Consider the following 23,484-nt stretch of genomic DNA (forward strand, 5'->3'; position numbering starts at 1 on the left):
GCGATCCTCGGTCGAGGTGGGGGAACTCGCTCTGGCGTGGTGTGCCCGACCGGCGGTCCTCTGTCGATGTGGGGGGAGCTCGCTCCCCCCACGGCCCCCCAACGGCGCCTGTGCCATGGCCCGGGGGATCCCGAAGGGCGCCGGTGCCATGGTGGAGCCGATCCCGCCGCGGCAGTCCCCAACAGCGCCGGTGCCATGGCCGGGCGGATCCCGCCGCGGCCACGGCCCGCAGGAGCGCCTGTGCCGTGGTCAGGGGCGGGTCCGGGTGGACCGGCAGCCGGCGGCATCCTCAGGCTTGCCCCAGCTTCTCGAGCAGCTCGTCGCCAAGGGTGCCGTGGGCGACCTCGCGGGCCGGCCCGGTCATGCGGACGGTCCGGCCGGGCACCCACTCGAGCTCCAGGCGACCGCCGCGCAGCTCGATCTCGACCCGCTGCCCGGTGAGACCGCGCACCTGGCCCGCCACCGCGACCGCGCACGCACCGGTCCCGCAGGCCAGGGTCTCGCCCACGCCACGCTCCCAGGTCCGCTGGCGGAGCAGGTCCTCGCCGACGACCTGGACGAACTCCACGTTGGTCTTGTTCGGGAAGGCAGGGTGGGTCTCGAGCAACGGCCCGAGGGAGGCCACCGGCGCCGCGTCCACGTCATCGACCAGCACGACCACGTGCGGGTTGCCCATGGACAGGCACGTGCCGACGACGGTCTGGCCCGCCTGGACTTGGAGTGGCTCCTTCAGTGCCTCCCCCTCCCCGAGCATGGGCAGGTCGGCCCGGTCGAAGCTGGGCGCGCCCATGTCGACCGTGACCCGGTCGACGCAGCCGTCATCGGCCGCGTGCAACTCGAGGTGCTTGACCCCTGCCCGCGTCTCGAGATCGAACGCGCCGGTGACGTGGCCGCGGTCCGCGAGGTATTTGCCGACGACACGGACGCCGTTGCCGCACATCTCGGCGACGGACCCGTCGGCGTTGCGGTAGTCCATGAAGAACGGCGCGCTGGTGCCCGGGGCGATCCGGATCAAGCCGTCGCCGCCCACGCCGAAGTGGCGGTCGCAGACCGCCCGCACGAACCCGGCTGACAGCTCGTAGTCGTCGCCGAGGTCCTCGACCACCACGAAGTCGTTGCCCGTGCCGTGCGCTTTGACGAACTCCACGCCGCTACCCCTCCGTCAGCTCCCGCAGGGCCCACGCGACCAGGCCCGGCCCATCCGGAAGGGTACCCCATCGGACCCGGGGGTCCCGACGGAACCACGCAAGCTGGCGCCTGGCGTAGGCCCGGGTGCGGGAGACCACCTCGTCCAGGGCGTCGGAGGTCGAGCCGCCCCGCTCGATGGCGTCCAGCACCTCCTTGTAGCCGAGCGCCTGGCGGGCCGTGCGCGACAGCGGGCCGGCGGCCAGGCGTCGGACCTCGTCGACCAGGCCGGCGGCGGCCATCGCGGCGACCCGGTCGGCGACCCGCTGCCGCACCCGCTCCGAGCCCGGATCAAGGCCGAGGACGGTGAGCCGGTACCGCGACACGGGCTCGTCCATCGCCTTGCGGAACGAGGAGAACGGCTTGCCGGTGAGCTCGATCACCTCGAGCGCGCGGACCACGCGGCGCAGGTTGCCGGGCTGGATGCGGGCGGCGGCGACCGGGTCGCGCCCGGCGAGCCGCTCGTACAGGACGGGCAGGCCCACTTCGGCCGCCTCGACCTCGAGCCGGCAGCGGACCGCGGCGTCGGTGGGCGGGAACTCGAACTCGTCGACCACGGCATGGAAGTACAGGCCGGAGCCACCCACCAGCAACGGGACCCGGCCGCGGGCGAGGATGCCGGCGATGGCGGCGCGGGCCATTGGCTGGAAGCGGGCGACCGAGAACTCCTCGCTGGGATCGACCACGTCGACGAGGTGATGCGGCACCTGGGCCCGCTCGGCCGGGGTCGGCTTCGCCGTGCCGATGTCCATGCCGCGGTAGACGAGCATGGCGTCGGCACTCACCACCTCGGCGCCGAGCCTGGGGGCGAGCTCAAGCGCGAGCGCCGTCTTGCCCGCGGCGGTCGGCCCCACTAGAGCGAGGACAGACCCCGATAGAGCCAGGACAGGCCCCGATAGAGCCAGGACAGGCCCCGGGCGACCCCCACTCGCCCCGGACCCCTGGTCCACCTCGACCCTCGGGACCTCCGCCCACCCGGGGCCGTGGCGGCCCCCGCCCTCACCCGGCGCCGGCGGGACCCCTGCCGAGCCGGGGTCGCGGCGGTTCTCGCCCCCGTCCTGGGCCGGGGCGCTCATCGCGGCGGGGGCGGCGCGGCCCGGCGCCCGGCGCCGGTCCTGGCGGTCAGGACCGCGACGACGTAGCCGACGCCGTAGGGCGCGTCGTCGTAGAGCACCCCGCCGTGGAGCTGGCCGGCCCCGTCCATCGTCCCGGCCAGCGCCTGCAGCACCGCCCGGCCGGCGACCATGAGCGTCCCGGCCAGCCCAGGGTCGAGCGTGGCGAGGGCGTGGAGGTCCCCGGCGGCAACGGCGCGAGCGACGGCGGCGTCGAAACCCGCGGCCGCCGGATGGAGGGCACCGGGCGCCTTGGCCGACCGGCGGGCCGAGAGGTCGGCCATGGCGACTACCCCGACCGGCCCGAACCGGCTGGCAGCGCGCGCCAGCTCCCTGCCGATGGTGACGGCGGCACCCGGGCCCAGTGCCGACGGGATGGTCACCCCGGCCAGGGCCAGTGCGGACGGGATGGTCACCTCGGCCAGGTGGAGCTCGACGGTCGAGCTCGGGTCGACTGCGGTGAATTCCGCGGGTACCGCCGTGGGTGGGGTCTGGGCGGGCGTCGCCGCGGCCCCGCCCACCGTGACGCCAGGCCCGCCCACCGTGACGCCAGGCCTGCCCACCGCGGCGCCAGGCCTGCCCACCGCGGCGCCAGGGCCGCCCACCGCGGCGCTGGGGGCTTGGTCCGCCGGGGCGTCCGGGGCGCCAAGGCCGTGCACCGCGCCGCCGGGGGCTTGGTCCGCCTGGGCGTCGGGAGAGCCCAGCAGCCAGGCGGCCACCGCCAGGGACAAGGGCAGCTCGTCCAGGCGGGCGGGCTCGGGCAGGCCGCGAAGGTCGAGTGGCAGAGGGCTGCCCGGGAGCCCAGCCTTCAGGTCCGCCCCGTACGGGGCGAAGGAGCCGAACGCCCCCGGGCGGGCGAGCCCCCAGACCGGGCCGTCGCCCAGGATGAGGACCGCACGACTCGCGGCGAGCACCGACCGCAGCGCCTGCCGGCAGGCCGACCGCAGCGGGTCGAGCTCGGCTGCGGCCCCTCCGGCCAGGTCGGGGACGAGCAGGGGCGGGTGCGGGAGCAGCGCGGCCCTGACCGCGGGCATCAGCCGACCAGGGGCAGGGGCACCGCGCCGGCGGGCAGGGGCCGGGGCGGCGGGGCGGCGCCACAGCCCGCCGCCGGCACCCGGCGTGGGCGGTGGGCGAGCACCCGCCCGCCGAGCAGGTGATGGGGAGCGGCCTGCTCCACTCGGACGGTGACGAAGTCACCGGGGGCGACGCCGCCAGCCACCGGGAAGTGGCAGAGCTTGTTAGACCCGGTCCGGCCCGACATGCGGGTCCGGTTGGTCTTGGAGCTGGCCAGCTCGACCAGCAGCTCCACCTCCGTGCCGACGAGCGCCTGGTTGCGCTCCAGGCTGATGCGTTCCTGCAGGTCGACCAGGCGCGAGAAGCGGTCGCGGACCACCTCGGGCGGGATCTGCTCGGGCATGGATGCGGCCTCGGTGCCGGGCCTGGGCGAGTACTGGAACATGAACGCGGAGTCGAAACCGGCCCGCTCGACCACCTCGAGCGTGTCGGCGAAGTCGGCTTCGGTCTCCCCGGGGAACCCCACGATGACGTCGGTGGAGAACGCCACGCCGGGCATGGCGGCGCGGATCTTGCCGAGGATCTCGAGGTAGCGGCGGCGGCGGTAACCGCGGCGCATCAGGCGGAGGACGCGGTCCGAGCCCGACTGGAGCGGGAAGTGGACGTGGTCGGCCAAGGGCCGGCAGCTCGCCATGGCGTCGACCACGTCGTCGCGGAAGTCCTTCGGATTGGGGCTGGTGAAGCGGAGCCGCTCGAGCCCGTCCACGCCGTCGAGGGCTCGCAGCAGCTCCCCGAAGAGCTGGCGGTGCCCGGGCAGGTCGGTCCCGTACGAGTTGACGTTCTGGCCGAGCAGGGTGACCTCGACAACTCCGGCGCCGGCCAGCGCCTGTACCTCCGCCAGGACGTCGCCCACACGCCGGCTGCGCTCCTTGCCCCTCAGCATGGGGACGATGCAGAAGGTGCAGGTGTTGTTGCAGCCGACGCTGATCGCGACCCAGGCAGACCAGTCGCTGTCGCGCCGGGCGGGCAGGGCCGAGGGGAACGCCTGCATCTCGTCGAAGAACTCGGCCTGGGCGACACCCTGCTCGCTGGCACGGCGCAGCAGGACCGGGAGGCTGCCGATGTTATGCGTGCCGAACACGACGTCCACCCAGGGCGCCTTGGCCAGCACCCTCCCCTGGTCCTTCTGCGCGAGGCAGCCGCCCACCGCGATCACCAGGCCGCGCTCGGCCTTGGTGGCGGCCAGGTGGCCGAGGGCGCCGTAGAGCTTGTTGTCGGCGTTCTCCCTGACCGCGCAGGTGTTCAGCACGACCAGGTCGGCGTCGTCGAGACCTGCGGCCGGCCGCATCCCGTCGGCCTCGAGCAGCCCCGCGATGCGCTCGGAGTCGTGCTCGTTCATCTGGCACCCGAAGGTGCGGATCAGGTATCGCTCACTCATGGCAGTCTCATGCTATCGCAGCAGGTCAGCTCGACCGGACCGCCCGCCCCTGGCGGGCCCGGCAACAGTCGAGCATGGAACCAGCCAGCTCGTGTCCTCCGCACCGCGCGGCGGCGGCCCGACCGCGTGGACCGCCTACTTGGCGTACTCCACGCTGCGGATCTCCCGCACCACGGTGATCTTGATCTGCCCCGGGTACTGCAGCTCCTGCTCGACCCGTTTGGCCATGTCGCGCGCGAGCACCTGGGCAGCCACGTCGTCGATCTGCTCCGGCTTTACCATGATCCGGACCTCGCGGCCCGCTTGCATCGCGAAGACCTTCTCCACGCCCGAGTAGCTGTTGGCGATCTCCTCGAGCCGTTCGAGGCGCTTGACGTAGGACTCGAGGGTCTCCCGGCGCGCCCCCGGCCGGCCACCAGAGATGGCGTCGGCCGACTGGGTGAGCACCGCCTCGACGGTGCGGGGCTCGACCTCGCCGTGATGGGCCTCGATGGCGTGGACGACCTCGGGGGCCTCCTTGAGCCGGCGGGCCAGCTCGGCTCCGATGATCGCGTGCGAGCCCTCGATCTCGTGGGTGAGCGCCTTGCCGATGTCGTGGAGGAAGCCGCACCGCTTGGCCAGCTTCACGTCGAGCCCGAGCTCGGCTGCCATGATCCCGGCGAGGTGGGCGGTCTCGATCAGGTGGCGGAGCACGTTCTGGCCGTAGGAGGTGCGATACTTGAGCCGGCCGAGCACGCGGACCAGCTCCGGGTGCAGGTCGGTGACGCCCACCTCGAGGCAGGCGTCCTCGCCGGCCCGCCGCACCTCGCTCTCGACCTCCACCTTGGCCCGCTCGTAGGTCTCCTCGATGCGGGCGGGATGGATGCGCCCGTCGGAGACGAGCTTCTCGAGGGTGAGCCGGCCGACCTCGCGGCGCACCGGGTCGAAGCAGGAGAGGAGGACCGCCTCAGGGGTGTCGTCGATGATCAGGTTGACGCCGGTGACCGCCTCGTAGGCGCGGATGTTGCGGCCCTCGCGCCCGATGATGCGGCCCTTCATGTCGTCGGACGGCAGGGGCAGCACCGCCACCGTCGACTCCGAGGTCTGCTCCGAAGCGACCCGCTGGATGGCCAGGGTGACGATCTTCCTGGCCCGGCGGTCCGCCTCCTCGCGCGCCTGCTGCTCGAGGTCGCGGACGAGCCCCATGGCGTCCCGCTTGGCGTCCTCCTCGATCTGCTTCACCAGCATGGCCTTGGCCTCGGTGGCGGTCATCGCGGCGACCTGCTCGAGCCGGCGGCGGTGCTCGTCGGCGTTCGACTCGAGCTCGCGCCGGCCCGCCTCGAGAGTCTGCTCACGGTCGTGGATGGTCGCCTCGCGCCGGTCGAGCAGGGTCGACTTCGCCTCCAACCCCTCCTCCCGGGCGAGCAGTCGATCCTCGCGGCGCTGGACTTCGACCATGCGGCCTCGGACCTCAACCTCGACTTCTTGTCGAAGCTTGAGGACATCCCCCTCGGCGGCCTGCCGGAGCTTCAGGACCTCGTCCCGAGCCTCGACCGCCGCCTCGCGCCGGGCGGTGTCAGCCTGGCGGCGGGCGTCCTCGATCATGGCCCGGGCCTGGTCCTCGGCCGAGCCGAGCAGGTTGGCCGATTGCTTGCGCTGGTAGCTGGTGCCGCTGACGAACCCGACGATGATGCCCACAAGGGCTCCGACAACTGCGATGATGCCGGCCTCCACAGCGGCCTCCTTTGTCCCCCATCCGGCCGGGGGTACCCGACCGGTTCAAGCCGCGCGGCGGCCAGAGAGCCAGAAGGCTCCTGAGACGGCAACAGCGCCGAGCGGACGCCCGGCGCTGCAGAGAAGCCTGCGATTCACGACCTGGAGGTCGCGTGTACCAAAACGATCGAACACGAGGCAGAGGAAGTTCCTCTGCCTTCCGGGGACGGCAATCCGGCGTACGGTCGATTGAGCAAGGTTACGTAATCGCAGAGAAGGCTCGGCAGGACCGGGCCTGCTCAGGGTAGGCCGGGCCGGCCCATCCGGTCAAGGAAGGGCAGGTCAGAAGGGTTGTGAAGGGTCAGACTCGGTCGGAATGGACGCCTTCCTCGAAGTTGATGAGGTCGCTGACGACCGCGTCGATGAGCCCGGCCGGATAGCCCCGTCGGTCTAGATACCCGGCCAGCCGGCGGAACTGCACTTCCGGCCTGAGCCCTTCCATGCGCACCAGCCTGGCCTCGGCCACCTGCCGGCAGCGCTCGGCCTGCTCGTCCGCTGGCACGGCGGCGCCGCTCGCCCGAGCCGCGAGGTCCGTGTCGACCCCGCGGGCGCGCAGGTCACGGGCGATCACGGCCACATCGGCGCCGCGGCCGGCCCGACTCTCGGCGTACTCCTTGGCGAACGCCTCGTCGTCCACCAGCCCCACCGCCTCCAGCCGGTCGAGCGCGACCGCGACCGCCTCCTCCGGCAGCCCGCGCGGCCCGAGCCGGCGCTCGAGTTCCGCACGGCTCCGCGCCCTGACCGCCAGCAGCCGCAACGCCGCCTCCCGGGCCACCGTCACCGGGTCGTGAGTCGCAGGTCTCTCTGCTGCACCGGGCGGCTGCTCGGCCTTCTCAACGGCGACCGCCCGCGACGAGCGGCGCGCCGGGGCGCGGGTGGACCCGGCGTCCTGCTCCGGCTTGGGCCTACCCTGCTCTGGTCGCTGTGGCACGGTCAGCTCTCGGCTAGCTCCGGCGCGATCGTGGGCGCGGCGCCGTCCACCGCGGTGTCGGTCTGGCCGATCCCGAGCTGGGCCTTGATCTTGCCCTCGATCTCCTTGGCCAGCTCCGGGTTGTCCCGCAGGAAGTTCCGGGCGTTCTCCCGACCCTGCCCGAGCTGGTCGCCGTCATAGGTGAACCAGGCCCCGGACTTCTTGATCAGCCCCACGTCGACCCCGACGTCGAGCAGGCTGCCCTCCTTGGAGATGCCCTGACCGTAGATGATGTCAAACTCCGCGGTCTTGAATGGGGCGGCGCACTTGTTCTTCACGACCTTGGCTCTGGTGCGGTTGCCGACCACGTCGGCGCCGTCCTTCAGCGACTCGATTCGGCGCACGTCCAGTCGGACGGAAGCATAGAACTTGAGCGCACGGCCACCGGGCGTCGTTTCAGGTGAGTTGTGCACGACGACGCCATCGGCCAAGTAGTTGTGGCTACCCTCGACCTCGATGTCGAATCGGTGTGTCTTCCTCGACTTCGGCTTGGGGACGATGGCCAGGACCGGCATGGGAAGCAGCTCGTAACGCATCGGCGAGTAGACCGGCTTGACACCGAACTGACCACGGTAGCGAGGCAGCAGCTTGTACTGCATCGAAGGATGGACGAACGGCGCGATGAGCGCATGCAGCTTGGCCGTCTCGTCCTTGGCGAAGACGAGCACCGCCTTGCCTGCGCGCTGGATCATTTTCGCGCGGATGCCCCAGGTGTCGGCAAGGTGGTCGACCAGCCGCGTGCGGGTCGTCGGCTCCATCGCCTCGATGCAGATGTCTGACCGACCGCTGCCGTCCCGGGTCCGCTCCTGCACGCCCTTGGCCCGCAGCGAGAACGTCCCGTCGTCCATGTACCAGATGGCCAGAGACAGCGGCGTGAGACCCTTCAAGTAGTCGTGGCTGAGAACCTTCTTGCCCCCGACGTAGACGGCTTGGCGGAGCTCGGCCAGCTCGGGAAGGGGCTGCACTTCGTAGAACACCACGCCCGAGGCATTACTGGTCCGGCTCACCTGCAGGTTGCCGAACAGTGAGCCCTTCCAGTCGCAGTATTCGGCCTGACGAGCACCGTGGCCGAACCGGTAACGGGCACCGAAGCCGCTCCGGGACGAGCTGAGGGCACCGTCACCCATCAGACCGCCGAGCAGTACCTCCCACTGGAAGTCGGAGAGCCGGTGCGGGAGCGCCTGCATCACCCGGTCGCCGACGGCCAACTCCTGCGCCTCTCTCCAATCTGCCGGGGTGCGGATCTTGTGGTTCGGCGTGCAGGCGAACTGGGACCGGCCGTTGCCGCCCGGGTGCGCCACCGTGAACTGGAGGAACTCGTCGGCCGGGCCGTTGTCGAACCAGTTGACGACCTTCTTCGGCACGACCGCGCCGGCTTCTGGATCATAGGAGAGCACTTCGACCGGCAGCCGCTGGTTGACGATCTTGCCGATCTTCTCCTGCGTGCCGTCGGCTAGCGTGACGCGGGTGTCATAGTGAAAACAGCCGAACAACACGCCTATCTTTTCGCGCAGCTGATTGATGAAGATGGCGGTGGTTTTGGACTTCGAGATCGTGCCGGAGAGCTTGCGGAGGGCCTGGCTCATGAGGCGGGCCTGGAGACCGACGTGGGAGTCGCCCATCTCGCCCTCGATCTCGGCCCGGGGGACCAGCGCGGCAACCGAGTCGATGACGACGACGTCGATGGCGCCCGAGCGGACGAGCATGTCGGCGATCTCGAGGGCCTGCTCGCCGGTGTCGGGCTGCGAGACCAGCAATGCGTCGGTGTTGACGCCGAGGTTGCGGGTGTAGGTTACGTCGAGGGCGTGCTCGGCGTCGATGAAAGCGGCGATCCCGCCGGCCCGCTGCGCCTCGGCGATGATGTGCAGCGACACGGTCGTCTTGCCCGACGCCTCGGGGCCGTAGATCTCGACGACGCGCCCGCGGGGCACCCCGCCGATACCCAGGGCGAGGTCGAGGGCCAAGCTGCCCGTCGGGATGGCCTCGATCGGGGTGGCCGGACCGTCGACGCCCATGCGCATGACCGAGCCCTTGCCGAACTGCTTCTCGATCTGAAGCAGGGCGACTTCCAGTGCCTTCTCCCGTTCCACGGTCCCTCCCCGAACGCTGCCGTTCCGGGCAGTATAGGTGGCGGCCATGACATATCCTCTCCTCGTCGACGTGGCGGCAGCAGACCCAAGGGGGAGGGCTTTCCGCTGTGGTGCGAGCACCCTACTACGAACGTGTGTTCGACACAACGAGGATGGGACTGACTGGGGAAAACTCCGTCTTCGCCCTTGGCCAACCTGAATCCTCGCACGTCTCGGCAGGACTGCGGAGCGCCGGACGGCCACGATCCGGATAAGCTGCTCGACCGTCAGGGTCCCGTCGTCCCCAGAGCAGCAGTATGCGCGCACCGCCTCGCCGAGCGCTCCCGCTCGCCGCCGTCCTCACCCTCTTTGTGGTTCTCGCCGCGACCGCGCTGGCCAAGGGCGAGGGCATCTGGCCGGGCGGCGCTACCTCGGCAACCCGTCCCGCCCCGTCGGCCGGCGGCAGCGCCGGGACGGGTGGTGGAGCCAGTCCCGCCCACTCGGGTCGCAGTTCGGGCGCTGGCTCCTCGAGCGGCCCGGCGGCCACCAGCCCGGCCGCGAGGAAGGGGACCACCGGCACCACGGACGCGCTGTTCATCTGGACAGGACGTGACGCTCGGGCGCCTGCCGACGCCGTCGGCAGGCAGCTCGGGCCGAGCGCGCCGGTCCAGGTGCAGCTCGGCCTGCACCTCACCGCCGGGGCCGGGCGCGGGCTGGCCGCGGTCCGCATGCGCAACCTGACCGGCAAGCCCTTGCCCGTCGCGGGGACCGTGCAGCTCCTGGTCACCGGCCCGGGCATGCCCGTGGTGGTCCGCCAGCCCGTTCGCCTCCTGATCCCAGCCGCCCAGGCGAGCACGGTGCGGCTTAGCTTCAGGCCGCCGTTCCCCGGGGTCTACCGGGTCCGCGCGATCTTCGTCCCGAGCTGACCCAGAGGGCCGGTCATGGAACCGGCGCTACATGCGGCGCCGAATCAGGCGGGGCATGTGGTCGCCGTTCAGGCGGGGCATATGGTCGGTCGGCCGCTCAGGCGGACATGAGGTCGGCCGCTCAGGCGGGGCCCACCGGTCACGCCGGCATCGTCCTCGTGAAGGAACCCTTCGGCACGAGCCATGGCTGGAGTCCCGGCGGCGGAGATGGACGGTTGCCGCCCCACCGGACTCGCAGCGCGGCGGCGGCTCAGGTGAGAAGGGGGCCGCTGCGGGTGAGCGGGAAGGTGCGGACGACCTGGTAGCGGGCGCCCCGGTTGGTGAGGGTGCTGCGGTAGCAGCACAGCCCCCTCGCCTCCCAGGGCGGGCAGGCCGAGGTGGCCGCCGCCAGGAGGTCGGGCAGCGGCTCGGGCACCGGACCGGGGGCCGGGAAGCGAGCCAGGGTAAGGTGGGGGCGGAACTCCCGCTCCTCCACGCGCAGCCCGGCCGCGCGGCAGGCGGCGGCCAGGTTGCCGGCGAGCCGGGCGAGCACCTCGACGTCACCAGCCACCCCGGCCCACAGCACGCGCGCCTTGTGCTGGTTCGGGAAGGCACCGGCGCCCTGGAGCTGGAGCACGGCCGGGCCGACCCCGGCCACGGCTGCCTCCCCCACCGTGACGACCTCGGACGAGAACTCGGGGCGTACCTGGCCGAGGAACGCCAAGGTCAGGTGCCAGCCGCTCGGCGCGGCCACCCGCGCCTCGGGCAGGGCCCTGGCCACCTCGGGCAGGGCGGCCTCGAGCGGCGCCCGGCTGGCGCCGGGCACGGGCACGGCGAAGAACAGCCGCCCGGTGAGCAGGTCCGGGTCGGAGAACACCCGGTCGGCGTCCATCACCCGGCTCCCCAGGGCGACGCGGGACCAGGACCCGGGATCGCGTGGGCCGGGCAGGCGCGCACACCCGCCGGGCAGGCGGCCGCGGAGAACCGGGTTCGGCGAGCCCGGCTCGGAACCATGGCGGCCGCGGAGAACCGGGTTCGGCGAGCCCGGCTCGGAACCATGGAGGTCGAGCTCGCGGCAACGTTCGCCGGGCATGCGGCCAGGGACCCAGGGCAGCGCCGTGCCGGTCCCGAGGTCGTTGGAGGTGCGGCAACGGTCGCCGGTCGCGCGGCCAGGGACCCAGCCCGGTCGGGAGGCCGAGCCGTCATGCGATGCCCCTTAGGCGGCGGCGGAGCAGGTCCAGGGCGAGCGTGGCCGCCCAGGCCCGGACCTGGGCGCGGTCACCAGGGGCGCGCATGGTGGTAGCGACGGTGCCGGCCGCGTCGGCCACGGCCAGGCAGAGGGTGCCGACCGGCTGGCCGCCCTGCTCGGTAGGGCCGGCCACGCCGCTGGTGGCCAGGCCGGTCCCGGCAGAGAAGACGCGCCGGGCGCCCTCGGCCATGGCGGCGGCGGCTGGCTCGCTGACCGGCCCGTGCTCGTCGAGCAGGTGCTGGTCCACGCCGAGCAGGTCGGCCTTGGCCTCGGTCGCGTAGGCGACCACCCCGCCCAGGTAGTAGTCGGACGCGCCCGGCACGGTGGTGATGCGACCGCCGAGGAGCCCGCCGGTGAGCGACTCGGCCGTGGCCAGGCTCTGGCCCTGCTCGCACAGCAGTCGGCCCACCACCTGCTCGAGCGCCTCGTCGTCGTGGCCGTAGACGGCGGCACCGAGCTCGGCGCGCACGGCGTCCTCCACCGGGGCGATCCTGGCCAGCGCCTCGTCCCGGGTGGCGCCCACCGAGGTCAGGCGGACGCGCACCTCGCCCGAGCTGGCCAGGTAGGCCATGGTCACGCCGTCGGCCGCCTCCCAGAGCGGGGTGAGCTGCTCGGCCACCCGGGACTCGCCGATCCCGGCCGTCCGAAGGGTGCGCGAGACGATCGCCCGGCCCTCGCCCGCCCGGGCGGCGAGGTCGGGCAGCACCACTCCCTCCAGCATGCCCTCCATCTCGCGGGGCACGCCGGGCACCGCGTAGACCGGCTTGCCGCCGATCTCCACGATCAGCCCGGGAGCGGTCCCACGCGGGTTCTCGATGGTGCGCGCGCCCTCGGGAACGTCGGCCTGGCGCAGGTTCATCGTGGCCATGCGGCGCACCCCGAAGCGGGCGAAGCGCTCCTCGAGCCAGCGCTCGATTGCTGGGTCGCGGACGAGCCGCACCCCGGCGACGGCGGCGATCGCATCCCGGGTGACGTCGTCCTGGGTCGGGCCGAGGCCGCCGGTGACGATCACCGCGTCGGCGCGGGCGAGCGCCTCCCGGATCGTGTCGGCGATGCGCGCCTCGTTGTCCCCTACCGCGGTGTGGCGCAGGCAGTCCCAGCCGACGTCGGCCAGGCGCTGGCCGATCCAGGCCGCGTTGGTGTTGACGATCTGGCCGAGCAGCAGCTCGGTCCCCACACCGATGATCTCGCAGCGCATGGTCGTCCTCGTCCTCCCGTCAGGCTGGTGCCGGGCCATCCCGGGCACGAGGGTAGGCGGTAGGCGCAAGAGGCGCAGGCTGGCGCGCGGCGGCACCGGCACCGGCCGCGCACCACCGGCCTGCGCGCTTGGACCCGTCGGCTCGCTCACCGGGTTGCCGGCACGGCTGGCCCGACCCTCCGGGCGGCGGGGGCTGGTGCCGTGGCTGCCCCGGCCCCCCAAGCCGGGCGGGCGCGCAGCTCGGGACCTTCGGCGCCGGTCACCTCGACCTCGACGTAGTCCCCGGCCGTGGCGCTGGCCAGGCCCTCCACCCGCACCAGGCCGTCGTGCTCGGGCGCCTCGCGGAAGCTTCTGGCCTCGGCCGTGCCGTCGGCGTCGACCCGGTCGACCATGACCTCGAGCCGGCGGCCCACCCAGGCGGCCTGGACCCGGTCGAGCACGCGCGCCTGCAGCTCGCTCAGGCGCTCGACCCGGGCCCGGGCGGTGCGGGTGGGCACCCGGCCGTCCAGGGCCAGGGCGGCGGTGCCATCCTCGGCGGAGTAGGCGAAGAAGGCGACCCAGTCCAGCCGGGCCTCCTCGAGGAAGTCCTCCAGCTCGCGCACGTCCTGCCTGCGCTCACCCGGGAACCCGAGGATGAAGTTCGACCGGAAGGCGGCGTCGGGGTCGAGGGCGCGGACGCGCCCGACCAGGTCGAGGAAGTCCGGCCGGGACCCGCCCCGGCGCATGCGGCGCAGCACAGGGGCGCTCGCGTGCTGCAGCGACAGGTCGAAGTAGGAGCAGACGACCGGGTTGGCGGCCATCTCCTCGAGCAGGCCGGGAGTGAGCTCGTCGGGCTGCAGGTACTGCAGGCGCACGCGGCGGAGCCCTTCGACGGTGGCCAGCGCGCGCAGCAGGTGGACCAGGGCGGAGCGTCCGCCGAGGTCCTTGCCGTAGGAGGTCGAGTTCTCGGCGACCAGCACGACCTCGGAGACGCCCTGCCCGGCGAGCCAGACGACCTCGTCGACCACCTCGGTCGGGCGGCGCGAGCGGAACCGTCCCCGGAACGAGGGGATGGCACAGAACGAGCAGTCCCGGTCGCAGCCCTCGGCGAGCTTGACCAGGGCGACCGGCTGGCGCGCCCGGGACCGGGCCGGGAAGGGCGCACCGGCCGGGGTGGGGAACACCATCGGCAGGACCCGGCGCCCGGCTGGCGGGACGAGCGCCGGCCGGACCGCCCCGCCGGGCGCCGGCGGCGCTGGCGCTGGCGCCAGGGCCGGGAGCCGGGAGCCGGGAGCCGGGGCCGGTGTCACGGCGGGCCGATCCGGGGCCGGGGCCGCCGGCGCCAGCGCCGCCGGGGTCGGGGTCGGGGTCACGGCGGGCCGATCCGGGGCCGGCGCGCCCGGCATCGGTGTCGCGGCTGCCGTGCCCGGGGCGGGTGCGCCGCCTCCGAGGGTGGACCCCAGCAGCTCGGCCAGGCGGGTGTAGTCGGCGAACGGGACGATGGCGTCGGCCTCGGGCAGCTCGGCCCGGAGGGTGTCGGCATAGCGCTCGGCCAGGCAGCCCATCACCAGGACGGTCCTGGCGCGACCGTGCTCCTTCAGCCCGGCCGCTTCGAGCACGGGGTCGGTCGACTCCCGCTTGGCTGCCTCGGCGGAGCTGTCAGGATGGAGTTCACGAGCGGCAGGAGGGGACTTGAGCGCGATGGCGCTGAAGACCGTGTCGATCGATTCCTTCTTGGCGGCGCTGATAAACGCGCAGGTGTTGACGATGATCGCGTCCGCCTGCTCAGCATCGTCGACCATCTCATACCCGGAAGCGGTGAGCAGCCCGGCGGCGTTCTCCGAGTCGACCTCGTTGCGCCCGCACCCCAGAGTGACGATGGCCACCTTGGGCGGCCGGGCTGGCTCGGGCATCGTCGTCGCTCCTATGCTTCCTGGAGGGTCACGGTGAACCTACCGGCCTCGGGCGGCCCGGTGCTCCGGCCCGGCATGCGAGCGGCAGGACTGTCCCGGCTGAGCCGGGAGACACAAGAGACTACCTCCTCCGAACGCCAGCGAGCGCTGCACCTCCGGCTGGCCGAGAACTACGAGCTGCGCTACGAACCCCCGCCCGCACACCGACGGCGGTGATCTGTTCGAGGACCTCGACTGAGGCGCCTTGGGACCGCATGGGCCGGTCGAGGCCGGCGCCGAAGGTCTCGGTCGCCTTGGTGGCGTACTTGGCGATGTAGCCCGGTATGTAGCCGCGAGCCGCTCGGGTGACAGCTCGCCGTTGCCGGCGGGGCTGAGCTCGCGCAGGTCGAGCTGGTCGCCCAGCGGATCGGCCCGCGCTTCACGCCCGGACCGTTCACCGCCGACGCTCTCCCACGCGGCCGCGGGCCCGGGTGGCTACCAGTCCGCCTGCCAGCAGTCGCGTGAGAACGGCACGCGCTGCGGGTGGCCGTTGCGCAGCACGTAGACGGTCGCCGGCCGCTGGTCGTCGGGCTTGCCGGCGGCGGCGATGATGACGTGCCGCCCCGAGCGGTCCACGTCCATGCCGAAGATCTCGGCCCGCAGGCCGAGCGGCTCGCTGGACACCACCCGCCCGGTCCCCAGGTCGTAGTGGACCAGGAGGTCTTGGCGGGGTCCGGTGTCGCAGCCGCGCCCCCCGAGGGCCAACAGCCGCCCGCTGCCGCCCAGGAACCGCGGCGGCAGCTGCAGGGGGCAGTCCCCGGCCGGCGGCAGGTCGCGGCCCTGGGTGACCGAGGTGGTGCCGGCGAGCGGGAGCACGTGCAGCGATGGCGGCGGCCCGTTGGATTCCTGCCGCAGAAGGAGGTAGGCGAGCTGCGTCGCGTCCGGGCTCAACTGCAACCCGTCCACGGACACCCCCGGCGGGATCGTCAACACCCGCTGCCGCCCGTTTGCCAGCTCGCGCACGACCAGCCGCTCCGTGTGGCAGCTAACCTCGAACCGGCTCCTGTTCAGGGTCCCACCCGGGGCCGTGTGGACATACGCCAGCCAACGGCCATCGGCGCTCAGGCTGAACTGCCCGACGCCGGCCAGTCCGCCGAAGGCGGGCTGCCGCGCCCCGGTGGCCAGGTCGACCTGGGTCCAGCTGCGGTCGCACCCAGCGGTCGGGCCGGGGCTGGTGGTCGGGAGGTACATGGTCCGCAGGTCGGGGCTGACCACCACGTCCGCCGCCAGGTCCGACTGGCGGTCCGAGCCGGGCACCTGGCGCACGATCCTGCCGGTCCTCGCGTCGATGATCACGGTGTGTTTGGCGGGGCCGTCGCCGACCTGGCCCACGAACGTGGTCGGGGCGACGGCGGCCGGCGGGCCGACGGACGGACCGGCGGGCGGCGCAACCGGAGGAACTGGGCCAATGCTGCGCCGGTGGCCCGCCTCGGAGAGCAGCTGCACGCCTCCGCCTGCCAGCAGCAGGCCCACCAGAACCAGCACCACCCCGCCCTGGACCTTCCGGCGGCCGCGGCGGCGGACCGCAGCGATGCTCGCCGGCTTCGCGGCCACCTGGCCGGCGACGGCCAGGGCCTGCAGGCGCGAGCGCAGCTCCTCGTCATGCACTGGTGGCCTCCTCGTCTGGCTCTCCGACGCCGACTCGCAGGTGGCGTGCGAGTGCCGCACGGCCACGCGCGAGCCGGCTCTTCACGGTGCCGACGGGCAGGCCCAGCTCGGCGGCGACCCGCTCCACCGCCAGCTCGGCGACGTAATGCAGGACCAGCACCTCCCGCTGGGCCAGGGGGAGCTTGCGCAGGGCCCACACCAGGTCGACGTGCTCAGCGCCGATCGGCGGCAAGGGTGGCGGCGGTCCAAGCCGCAGCAGGACCCGCAGCTGCCGCGCGGTGCGGCGGTGATGGTCGATGGCCCGGCGGAAGGCGACCGTCCGCACCCACGCCTCGGGGTCGTGGTAGCCGCGGAGGCTCCGCCAGCGCAGCAGCGCGCTCGCAAAGGCGTCCTGGACCGCGTCCTCGGCTTGGGCCTGGTCGTGCAGGAACGCGAACAGCAACCCGACCAGCCGGCCGTAGGTGGCCGCGAAGAACTCCTCGAAGCTCCTGTCGCTGTGCTGGCCCACCGGCTGGCTCCTCGCTCTCGGCGGCACACCACTATCTCGCCGCACGGCAGGCGGAGGTTCCACCGATCCAGAATTCTTACAGGGTTTCGGGTATTGGACTGACAGCCGCGGACTGGGTGGACTGCTTGGACGACAGGGCATCCAGGGTCGGAAGAGGTGTCGTCTCAACCCCGTCACGGAGCCGCGCGGGCTGCGGCAACCGACGGCCGACGGTCCCGGGTGGGCGGCTGACGCGGGGTCAGAGGCGGCGGTGCATGATGTGCAGCCCGACGTAGCCCTTGACCGGGTGGTGGAAGCCCTCCGGCACGGTCGCCAGCACCTCGAAGCCGAGCGAGCGCCACAGCGCGACCGCCCGGGTGTTGGTCTCCACCACGGCGTTGAACTGCATCGCACGGTAGCCGTCGGCGCGCGCCTGGTCGAGGACGTGCTCGCCCAAGGCCCGCCCGACGCCGCGCCCGGCGTGGTCGGGATCGACCATGAAGCCGGCGTTGGCGATGTGCGCGGCGGGCCCGCCGTGGTTGGGGTGGGTCTCGGCGGTGCCGAGGACGGTCCCGTCGGGGTCGACGGCCACGACCGTGCGGCCCGGGGGCTCGGGGAACCACATCGCACGGGCCTGCTCCTCGACGACGTCGCGGTCCCAGGAGAAGGTCTCGCCAGCGGCGACGATGCGGCGCAGGAAGGGCCAGATCGCGGGCCAGTCGTCGGGGGTCGCGTCCCTGATCAGCATGATGCCCCACCATAGTGGCCCGGGCCGGCGGATCGCGAACGGATTTCGCGGGGGTCGAGATTGCCCAATATGGGCCAAGTCAGTGAAAGTCGGCGAATTCTGGAAGATCGAACGCAAAGGGGCAACGCCAACCGTGCCACCCGAGGAGTGGGGGAAGGGCTGAGCGACCGCGGCTCCACGGCTATTCCGCGGGATGCCCCCGGTAGAACCTGGCTGGCGGGTCGCCTCCCGGGCCGAGACGCGGCCCATGGGCTCCCTGTTCCGCGAGAGCTCCAGCGCCGACCCTGGCGCCGACCCTCGCCGCCGGGGCGGCTGTACGGACCGGGACCCGGCCCGTAGACTCCGCCCCCGGCGGGAACCCCCCCGGGCCGACACGGAGGCTGAGCACGGAAGGATCGGGTGAGCACGGAAGGATCGCGGACGCCGACGAGGTCGAACCGGTGACCGGACGTGCCCGGCTGCTGGTGCTCGACGACTACGAGGGACGCATCGCCGGGTCCCCCGCCATGGGCCGGTTGCGGCAGCTGGCCGAGGTGACCGTGCTGAACCGGCCGCTCACCGAGGCCGATCTCGCGGAGCTGGCCGACGTGGAGGTGCTCATGGCGGTCCGGGAGCGGACGCGGCTGGACGCCGACCTGTTCGACCGGCTCCCCAGGGTGGAGCTGGTGCTGCAGACCGGGGGCCATGCCTACCACGTCGACGAGCCGGCGGTCACCGGGCGCGGGATCGTCGTCGCCCTCGGCCGCCGGGCCCGGATGCCGACGGCCGCGGTGCCCGAGCTCACCTTCGGGCTGATGATCGCCGTGCTGCGCCGGATCCACCCGCTCGCCTCCGAGCTGTCGGCCGGGGCGTGGCCGGAGGCGATGGGCGGGACGCTGGCCGGTCGCACGCTGGGCATCCTTGGGCTCGGCAGGCACGGCCGGCCGGTCGCACGGATCGGCGCCGCCTTTGGGATGCGGGTGGTCGCCTGGGACCGGGGGCACGGGCCCAAGGCGGGCGACCCAGAGGTGGAGCGGCTGCCGCTCGACGAGCTGCTGGCCCGGTCCGATGTGGTCTCGGTCCACCTGCGGCTCTCCCCGGAGTCGCGCGGGCTGCTCGGCCGGGAGCGCCTGGCCCGGATGCGGCCGGGGGCGGTGCTGGTCAACACCGCCCGCGGCGCCATCGTGGACGAGGGCGCGCTCGTGGAGGCGTTGCGGGCCGGCCGGCTTGCCGGTGCCGGCCTGGACGTGTTCGCCACCGAGCCGCTCCCGGCCGTGAGCCCACTTCGGGCGCTCCCGAACGTCGTGCTCACACCCCACATCGGCTGGAAGGTCGACGAGGTCTTCCACGAGTGGGCGGTGATCGCCGCGGACCAGCTCGCGGCCTACCTGGAGGGGCGGCTGGCAGCGGGCGAGGTCTTGGCCCCGGCGGCCGCCCGGGTGCCCAGGCAGCGGCTGGGTGGCCTGGCGCCCGGGTAGCCCGCATCAGGTCCTGGTCGCTCTCCGGTCTTCCTGGGACAGGTGGTCGAAGGTCTCACCCGTGGCGCGGCGGAACAGACCGGTCGTCATCTTCAGCACGTTGGCCTTGTGGAAGACGGTCACGTGCTTGCGACGGCGGCTGGCCAGCTCGAAGGCGACGCGTCCGGGCCGAAGAGCCTAGGTGTCGCCGCTGCGGGGCACGACGAGCACCGGCACCGACGCCTGCCGGACCAGCGCCGCGGACACAGAGCCCAGCAGGACCCGCCGCACCGGCCCGTAGCCTCGGGAACCGCAGACGAGCAGGTCGGTCCCGTGCTCGCCGACCATCGACAGCTCGTCGACCACGTCGCCGTAGAGCAGGACGCCGCTGGCCTGCACACCGTCGGGCAGCTCGGCCAGGGCGCGGTCCAGCGCGTCCCGGTAGCCCTTGCGCACCTCCTCGGGCACCACGTCCTCCTCGGGGCGGACCACCGGCGGCGTGAACCAGTTGGTGGTCACCGCGACAACCGAGTACAGCGTGAGGGGCAGGCCGGAGCGCGCCGCCAGGTCGGCGGCGACGCGGACGGCCTCGTGGCCTTCGGCCGTGTCCACGAAGGCCACGCCGAGCGCCCGCAGCAGACCCGCCCGGGGGCGCCGGTACCCGCGCGGCGCCACGGCGACCGGGCACCCCGTCCCGTGCAGCAGCCGTTCGGCCGTGCTCCCCGACACCACGCGGCCGATAGCGCCGCGGTTGCTGGACCCGACCACCAGCATGCGGGCGCGCTCCTGCTCGGCGAGCTCGGCCAGCCCCCGAGCCGACGACGTGGACGGCGCGGCCCGCAGCTCCACGCCGGCGCCGCCGGCCGCCAACCGGGCCACCTCCAGCACCTCGGAGGCGTGCCGCCGGACGTCGGCGTCGGCCCCTGGCTGCGTCCCGTCCGGGTAGATGCAGGCGACCAGCAGCGGGTCGCCGGTGGCGCGGGCCAGGCTGGCGGCCAGCGCCACCGCGTCCAGGCCGGCGTCGGTCCCGTCGGCCCCGGCGACGATCGGTGCGGTCATGACGTCTCCCTCACTCACCATCGGTGGCGGGCTGGTCGTCTGCTCGCCCATCAGTCGCCGTGCTCCTCTGACGCTCCGGGTGGGCGTGCCTGGGCCCGGTCCGTTCCCGGACGCTCCGGCACCCCCTCGGCGGGCTGCTCCGGCACCGGCCCACCGGGTCGCTCCGGAACCCGTGCGCCCGCCGGCTCCGGCTCGGTGGCGTGGGCGGCCGGCGTGGGACCCTCCCCGGGCGGGGCGCCGACCGCCGCGGGCACCGGCGCCGGCGGGCGCCGGCCCCGGAGCACCAGCCGGGCCACCAGGGGCCACAGCAGGACGACCGCGATGACGACGTAGATCGTGATGGCCAGGGGGCTGTTGAACAGCCCGCTGATCTCGCCGTTGCTGAGCTGGAAGGCCCGGCGCATCTGCTGCTCGGCTCGGGGGCCGAGGATGACCCCGATGATCGCGGGCACAACGGGTAGCCCGTAGCGGCGCATCGCGAACCCGAGCAGGCCGATGACGAGGAGCACGAACAGGTCGAAGGGGTTGGCGTTGACCGCGTAGGCGCCCACGGCGGCGAAGAACAAGATCCCGGCGTACAGGTATGGGCGGGGGATCTGCAGCAGCTTGGCCCAGGCCGGGGCGAGCGGGAGGTTGAGCACCAGCAGCAGCGCGTTGCCGATGAACAGGCTGGCGATCAGGCCCCAGACCAGCGCCGACTCCCGCTCGAACAGCAGCGGCCCGGGCTGGATGCCGTACTGCTGGAACGCGGCCAGCATCACCGCGGCGGTCGCGTTGGTGGGCAGCCCGAGGGTGAGCATCGGCACCAGGGTCCCGGCCGCCGACGCGTTGTTGCTCGCCTCCGGGCCGGCGACGCCCTCGATCGCGCCCTTGCCGAACTCCTCGGGGTGCTTGGACAGCCGCTTCTCGGTCACGTAGGACAGGAAGGTGGGGATCTCGGCGCCACCGGCGGGCAGCGCCCCGAACGGGAACCCCAGCGCGGTGCCGCGCAGCCACGGCTTCCAGGAGCGCCCCCAGTCCTGGCGGCTCATCCACGGCCGCCCCACCGGGATCACCTCGGCCGGCCGGTGCCGCAGGTGCGCGGCGACCCACAGCGCCTCACCGACCGCGAAGATGGCGACCGCCACGACGACGACGTCGATCCCGTCGGCGAGCTGCGGGATCCCGAAGGTGAGCCGCTGCTGGCCGGTCTGGGGGTCCAGACCGACCAGCCCGATCATCAGCCCGATGGCGAGCGACGCGAACCCGCGGATCCGCGAGGCCCCCAGCACGGCCGTGACCGCCACGAACGCCAGCACCATGATCGCGAAGTAGTCCGCCGCGCCGATCCGCACGGCGAAGTCCACGATCGTGGGGGCCAGCAGCACCAGCAGCACCGTGCCGATCAGGCCGGCCACGAAGGACCCGATCGCGGCGGTGGCCAGGGCCTGGGCGGCCCGGCCCCGCCGCGCCATGAGGTTCCCCTCGATCGCGGTGATCACCGACGAGCTCTCACCCGGCGTGTTGAGCAGGATCGACGTGGTCGAGCCGCCGTACATGCCGCCGTAGAAGATGCCGGCGAACATGATGAACGCGGCGGTCGGGTCCAGCCCGTAGGTCAGCGGCAGCAGCAGCGCCACGGTCATGGCCGGCCCGATCCCGGGCAGCACCCCGACCGCGGTGCCGAGCAGCACGCCGATGAACGCGTAGGCCAGGTTGGTGGGGGTGAGCGCGGTGGCGAAGCCGTTCGCCAGCTCGGACAGCGCGTCCATCTACAGGATCCCCTCCAGCACCCCGGCCGGCAGGCCGATGCCCAGCCCTCGGGCGAACACCAGGTAGGTCACCACCGACACGACGACCGCGATCAGCGGGTCACGTACCAGATGGCGGCTGCCCAGGGCGTACGCCGCTCCCCAGAACAGCACCGCTCCCGAGATCGGCCAGCCCACCCGTTCGATCAGCACCGCGTTGGCCAGAAAGGCACCGATCAGCAGCAGCACGGTGCGCCAGTCGCTGCCATGGCTGAGGTCGACGTCCTCACCGGTCTCCGACTCCCCGTGACCACCCCGCAGCACATCGAGCGCGAGCAGCACCGCGAGCACCAGCAGCGCCACCCCGATCACCACCGGCACCGCTGCCGGACCCACCGGGCCGCGCTGGGTGAAGTCGGTCGGGATCCGCGCCGCATCGACCAGCACCACGACGCCCAGCACGAGCAGCAGCGCGGAGACCCCGAGCTCGGAACGGCCCTGCAACCGCTGGGCCAGGGTGTTCACGTCACAGTCCCAGCTTGGCCAGCACCTCGCCGACGCGCTGGTCCTCGGCCTTGACGAAGGTGCCGAACTCGTCGCCGGCCAGGTACGCGTCGGTCCACTTGTTCTTGGCCAGCGCGTCCTTCCACTGCTGCGACGCGTGCAGCTTGTCGACCAGGCCGAGCAGCGCCTCCTTGTCGCCGCCCTGCAGCTCGGGAGGGGCCACCCAGCCACGCCAGTTGGTGAACTCCAGGTCGACGTTGGACTCCTTCAGGGTCGGCGTGTCCAGCCCCTGGACGCGCTCGGCGCTGGTGACCGCCAGCGCCCGCACCTGCCCGGACTCGATCTGGTCGACGGTCTCGCCGACACCGGTGACGCCGAAGCCGACCTTGTTGCCCAGGACCGACGCGAGCAGCTCCCCGCCACCGTCGAACGGCACGTAGGTGACCTTCTTCGGTTCGATCCCGACGGCCTGGGCCATCAGCATGGGCGCCAGGTGGTCCGGCCCGCCGGGCGAGGACCCACCGCCCACCGAGACCTTGCCGGGGTCGGCCTTCCAGGCCTGCACGAGCTGGTCCAACGTCTTGTAGCGCGAGTCCTTGCCGACCACCACGATCTCCGGCTCCTGGGTGAGCCGGGCCAGCGGGGTGGTGTCGGCCAGCGTGGCCTTGGACTTGTTGGTGTGCACGCTGCCCACCACGCCCAGGCCCATCTGCTGGATGAGCTCGCCGTTGCCCTTCTCGTTGACCAGCCGCTGCAGGGCCACCGTGCCGCCCGCGCCCGGCAGGTTCTGTACCTCCACGTTGCGGGCGAGCTTGGCCTCCTCCATGGCCTTGGCCGCGGTCCGCGCGGTCAGGTCGAACCCGCCACCGGGCGCGGTCCCCACCAGGATCCGCAGCCTGCCGACCGGACGGTCCGCGCCACCGCCTCCGCCGCCGGTGTCGGAGCTGCTGCAAGCCGTCGCTGCGAGCGCAACCGCCGCCACGACGGTCAGCACGCGCGCCCAGGTGCGCTGGTACACGATTGCGGTCCCTTCAGTCGTCGGCACCATTTGCCGAATGCTGAAAGAGACCGCACCGCCTGTCACCGTTT

At 73.0% G+C, this 23,484-nt stretch carries 19 protein-coding genes and 1 pseudogene; 2 read left to right on the forward strand and 18 right to left on the reverse strand.

Annotation, left to right across the window (positions count from 1 at the left end):
- Positions 1-289: 289 nt before the first annotated feature.
- The 7 genes from dapF to recA form a co-directional block, all read right to left on the reverse strand.
- Positions 290-1,147: a diaminopimelate epimerase gene (gene dapF, locus VG276_16090; GenBank protein ID HEV8650870.1), complete on the reverse strand. Its 858-nt coding sequence runs from the start codon at positions 1,145-1,147 to the stop codon at positions 290-292.
- 4 nt (positions 1,148-1,151) lie between these two features.
- On the reverse strand, positions 1,152-2,039 hold the full coding sequence (gene miaA, locus VG276_16095; protein ID HEV8650871.1) for a tRNA (adenosine(37)-N6)-dimethylallyltransferase MiaA: 888 nt from the start codon (positions 2,037-2,039) through the stop codon (positions 1,152-1,154).
- A 218-nt stretch (positions 2,040-2,257) separates the two neighbouring features.
- The gene (locus tag VG276_16100; protein ID HEV8650872.1) at positions 2,258-3,331 is read right to left on the reverse strand and encodes a hypothetical protein; all 1,074 of its coding nucleotides are present in this window, start codon (positions 3,329-3,331) and stop codon (positions 2,258-2,260) included.
- Complete coding sequence (gene miaB, locus VG276_16105) at positions 3,331-4,749, reverse strand: tRNA (N6-isopentenyl adenosine(37)-C2)-methylthiotransferase MiaB (protein ID HEV8650873.1); 1,419 nt, start codon at positions 4,747-4,749, stop codon at positions 3,331-3,333. Before miaB ends, VG276_16100 begins: the two co-directional genes overlap by 1 nt.
- Before the next feature lie 135 nt (positions 4,750-4,884).
- Positions 4,885-6,462 (reverse strand): ribonuclease Y, encoded by a 1,578-nt coding sequence (gene rny / locus VG276_16110; GenBank protein HEV8650874.1) that lies wholly within the window; start codon positions 6,460-6,462, stop codon positions 4,885-4,887.
- A gap of 340 nt (positions 6,463-6,802) precedes the next feature.
- Positions 6,803-7,432: a regulatory protein RecX gene (locus VG276_16115; GenBank protein HEV8650875.1), complete on the reverse strand. Its 630-nt coding sequence runs from the start codon at positions 7,430-7,432 to the stop codon at positions 6,803-6,805.
- Between the two features lie 2 nt (positions 7,433-7,434).
- Positions 7,435-9,609: a recombinase RecA gene (gene recA, locus VG276_16120; GenBank protein ID HEV8650876.1), complete on the reverse strand. Its 2,175-nt coding sequence runs from the start codon at positions 9,607-9,609 to the stop codon at positions 7,435-7,437.
- A 248-nt stretch (positions 9,610-9,857) separates the two neighbouring features.
- On the opposite strand from recA, the gene VG276_16125 reads away from it, so the two are divergent.
- Entirely contained in the window at positions 9,858-10,466 is a 609-nt protein-coding gene (locus VG276_16125; GenBank protein ID HEV8650877.1) for a hypothetical protein, read from the forward strand.
- Positions 10,467-10,716: 250 nt separating this feature from the next.
- Here VG276_16125 and thpR read toward each other — a convergent pair whose 3' ends face one another.
- From thpR to VG276_16155, 6 genes are all read right to left on the reverse strand, one after another.
- Positions 10,717-11,337: an RNA 2',3'-cyclic phosphodiesterase gene (thpR, locus tag VG276_16130; GenBank protein HEV8650878.1), complete on the reverse strand. Its 621-nt coding sequence runs from the start codon at positions 11,335-11,337 to the stop codon at positions 10,717-10,719.
- A 310-nt stretch (positions 11,338-11,647) separates the two neighbouring features.
- Positions 11,648-12,892: a competence/damage-inducible protein A gene (locus VG276_16135; protein HEV8650879.1), complete on the reverse strand. Its 1,245-nt coding sequence runs from the start codon at positions 12,890-12,892 to the stop codon at positions 11,648-11,650.
- Between the two features lie 146 nt (positions 12,893-13,038).
- Positions 13,039-14,784: a MiaB/RimO family radical SAM methylthiotransferase gene (locus tag VG276_16140; GenBank protein ID HEV8650880.1), complete on the reverse strand. Its 1,746-nt coding sequence runs from the start codon at positions 14,782-14,784 to the stop codon at positions 13,039-13,041.
- Positions 14,785-15,258: 474 nt separating this feature from the next.
- Positions 15,259-16,431 carry a hypothetical protein gene (locus tag VG276_16145; protein HEV8650881.1) on the reverse strand — a complete coding sequence of 391 codons (1,173 nt, stop codon included), beginning with the start codon at positions 16,429-16,431 and terminating at the stop codon, positions 15,259-15,261.
- Positions 16,424-16,939 (reverse strand): sigma factor-like helix-turn-helix DNA-binding protein, encoded by a 516-nt coding sequence (locus tag VG276_16150; protein ID HEV8650882.1) that lies wholly within the window; start codon positions 16,937-16,939, stop codon positions 16,424-16,426. The genes VG276_16145 and VG276_16150 overlap by 8 nt, the downstream gene beginning before the upstream one ends.
- Before the next feature lie 238 nt (positions 16,940-17,177).
- Positions 17,178-17,666 carry a GNAT family N-acetyltransferase gene (locus VG276_16155; protein ID HEV8650883.1) on the reverse strand — a complete coding sequence of 163 codons (489 nt, stop codon included), beginning with the start codon at positions 17,664-17,666 and terminating at the stop codon, positions 17,178-17,180.
- A 440-nt stretch (positions 17,667-18,106) separates the two neighbouring features.
- Between VG276_16155 and VG276_16160 the strand changes: the two genes are divergently transcribed.
- Positions 18,107-19,123 (forward strand): D-2-hydroxyacid dehydrogenase family protein, encoded by a 1,017-nt coding sequence (locus VG276_16160; GenBank protein ID HEV8650884.1) that lies wholly within the window; start codon positions 18,107-18,109, stop codon positions 19,121-19,123.
- 69 nt (positions 19,124-19,192) lie between these two features.
- On the opposite strand, the pseudogene VG276_16165 reads toward VG276_16160, so the two are convergent.
- From VG276_16165 to VG276_16185, 5 genes and pseudogenes are all read right to left on the reverse strand, one after another.
- Positions 19,193-19,285 (reverse strand): annotated as a pseudogene (locus VG276_16165) (isocitrate/isopropylmalate dehydrogenase family protein).
- Between the two features lie 15 nt (positions 19,286-19,300).
- The gene (locus VG276_16170) at positions 19,301-20,161 is read right to left on the reverse strand and encodes a universal stress protein (GenBank protein HEV8650885.1); all 861 of its coding nucleotides are present in this window, start codon (positions 20,159-20,161) and stop codon (positions 19,301-19,303) included.
- 50 nt (positions 20,162-20,211) lie between these two features.
- Positions 20,212-21,912 carry a tripartite tricarboxylate transporter permease gene (locus VG276_16175; protein HEV8650886.1) on the reverse strand — a complete coding sequence of 567 codons (1,701 nt, stop codon included), beginning with the start codon at positions 21,910-21,912 and terminating at the stop codon, positions 20,212-20,214.
- The gene (locus VG276_16180; protein ID HEV8650887.1) at positions 21,913-22,407 is read right to left on the reverse strand and encodes a tripartite tricarboxylate transporter TctB family protein; all 495 of its coding nucleotides are present in this window, start codon (positions 22,405-22,407) and stop codon (positions 21,913-21,915) included.
- A 10-nt stretch (positions 22,408-22,417) separates the two neighbouring features.
- Positions 22,418-23,413 carry a tripartite tricarboxylate transporter substrate binding protein gene (locus VG276_16185; GenBank protein HEV8650888.1) on the reverse strand — a complete coding sequence of 332 codons (996 nt, stop codon included), beginning with the start codon at positions 23,411-23,413 and terminating at the stop codon, positions 22,418-22,420.
- Positions 23,414-23,484 lie beyond the last annotated feature (71 nt).

Source organism: Actinomycetes bacterium (assembly GCA_036000965.1).
Lineage (GTDB): Bacteria > Actinomycetota > CALGFH01 > CALGFH01 > CALGFH01 > DASYUT01.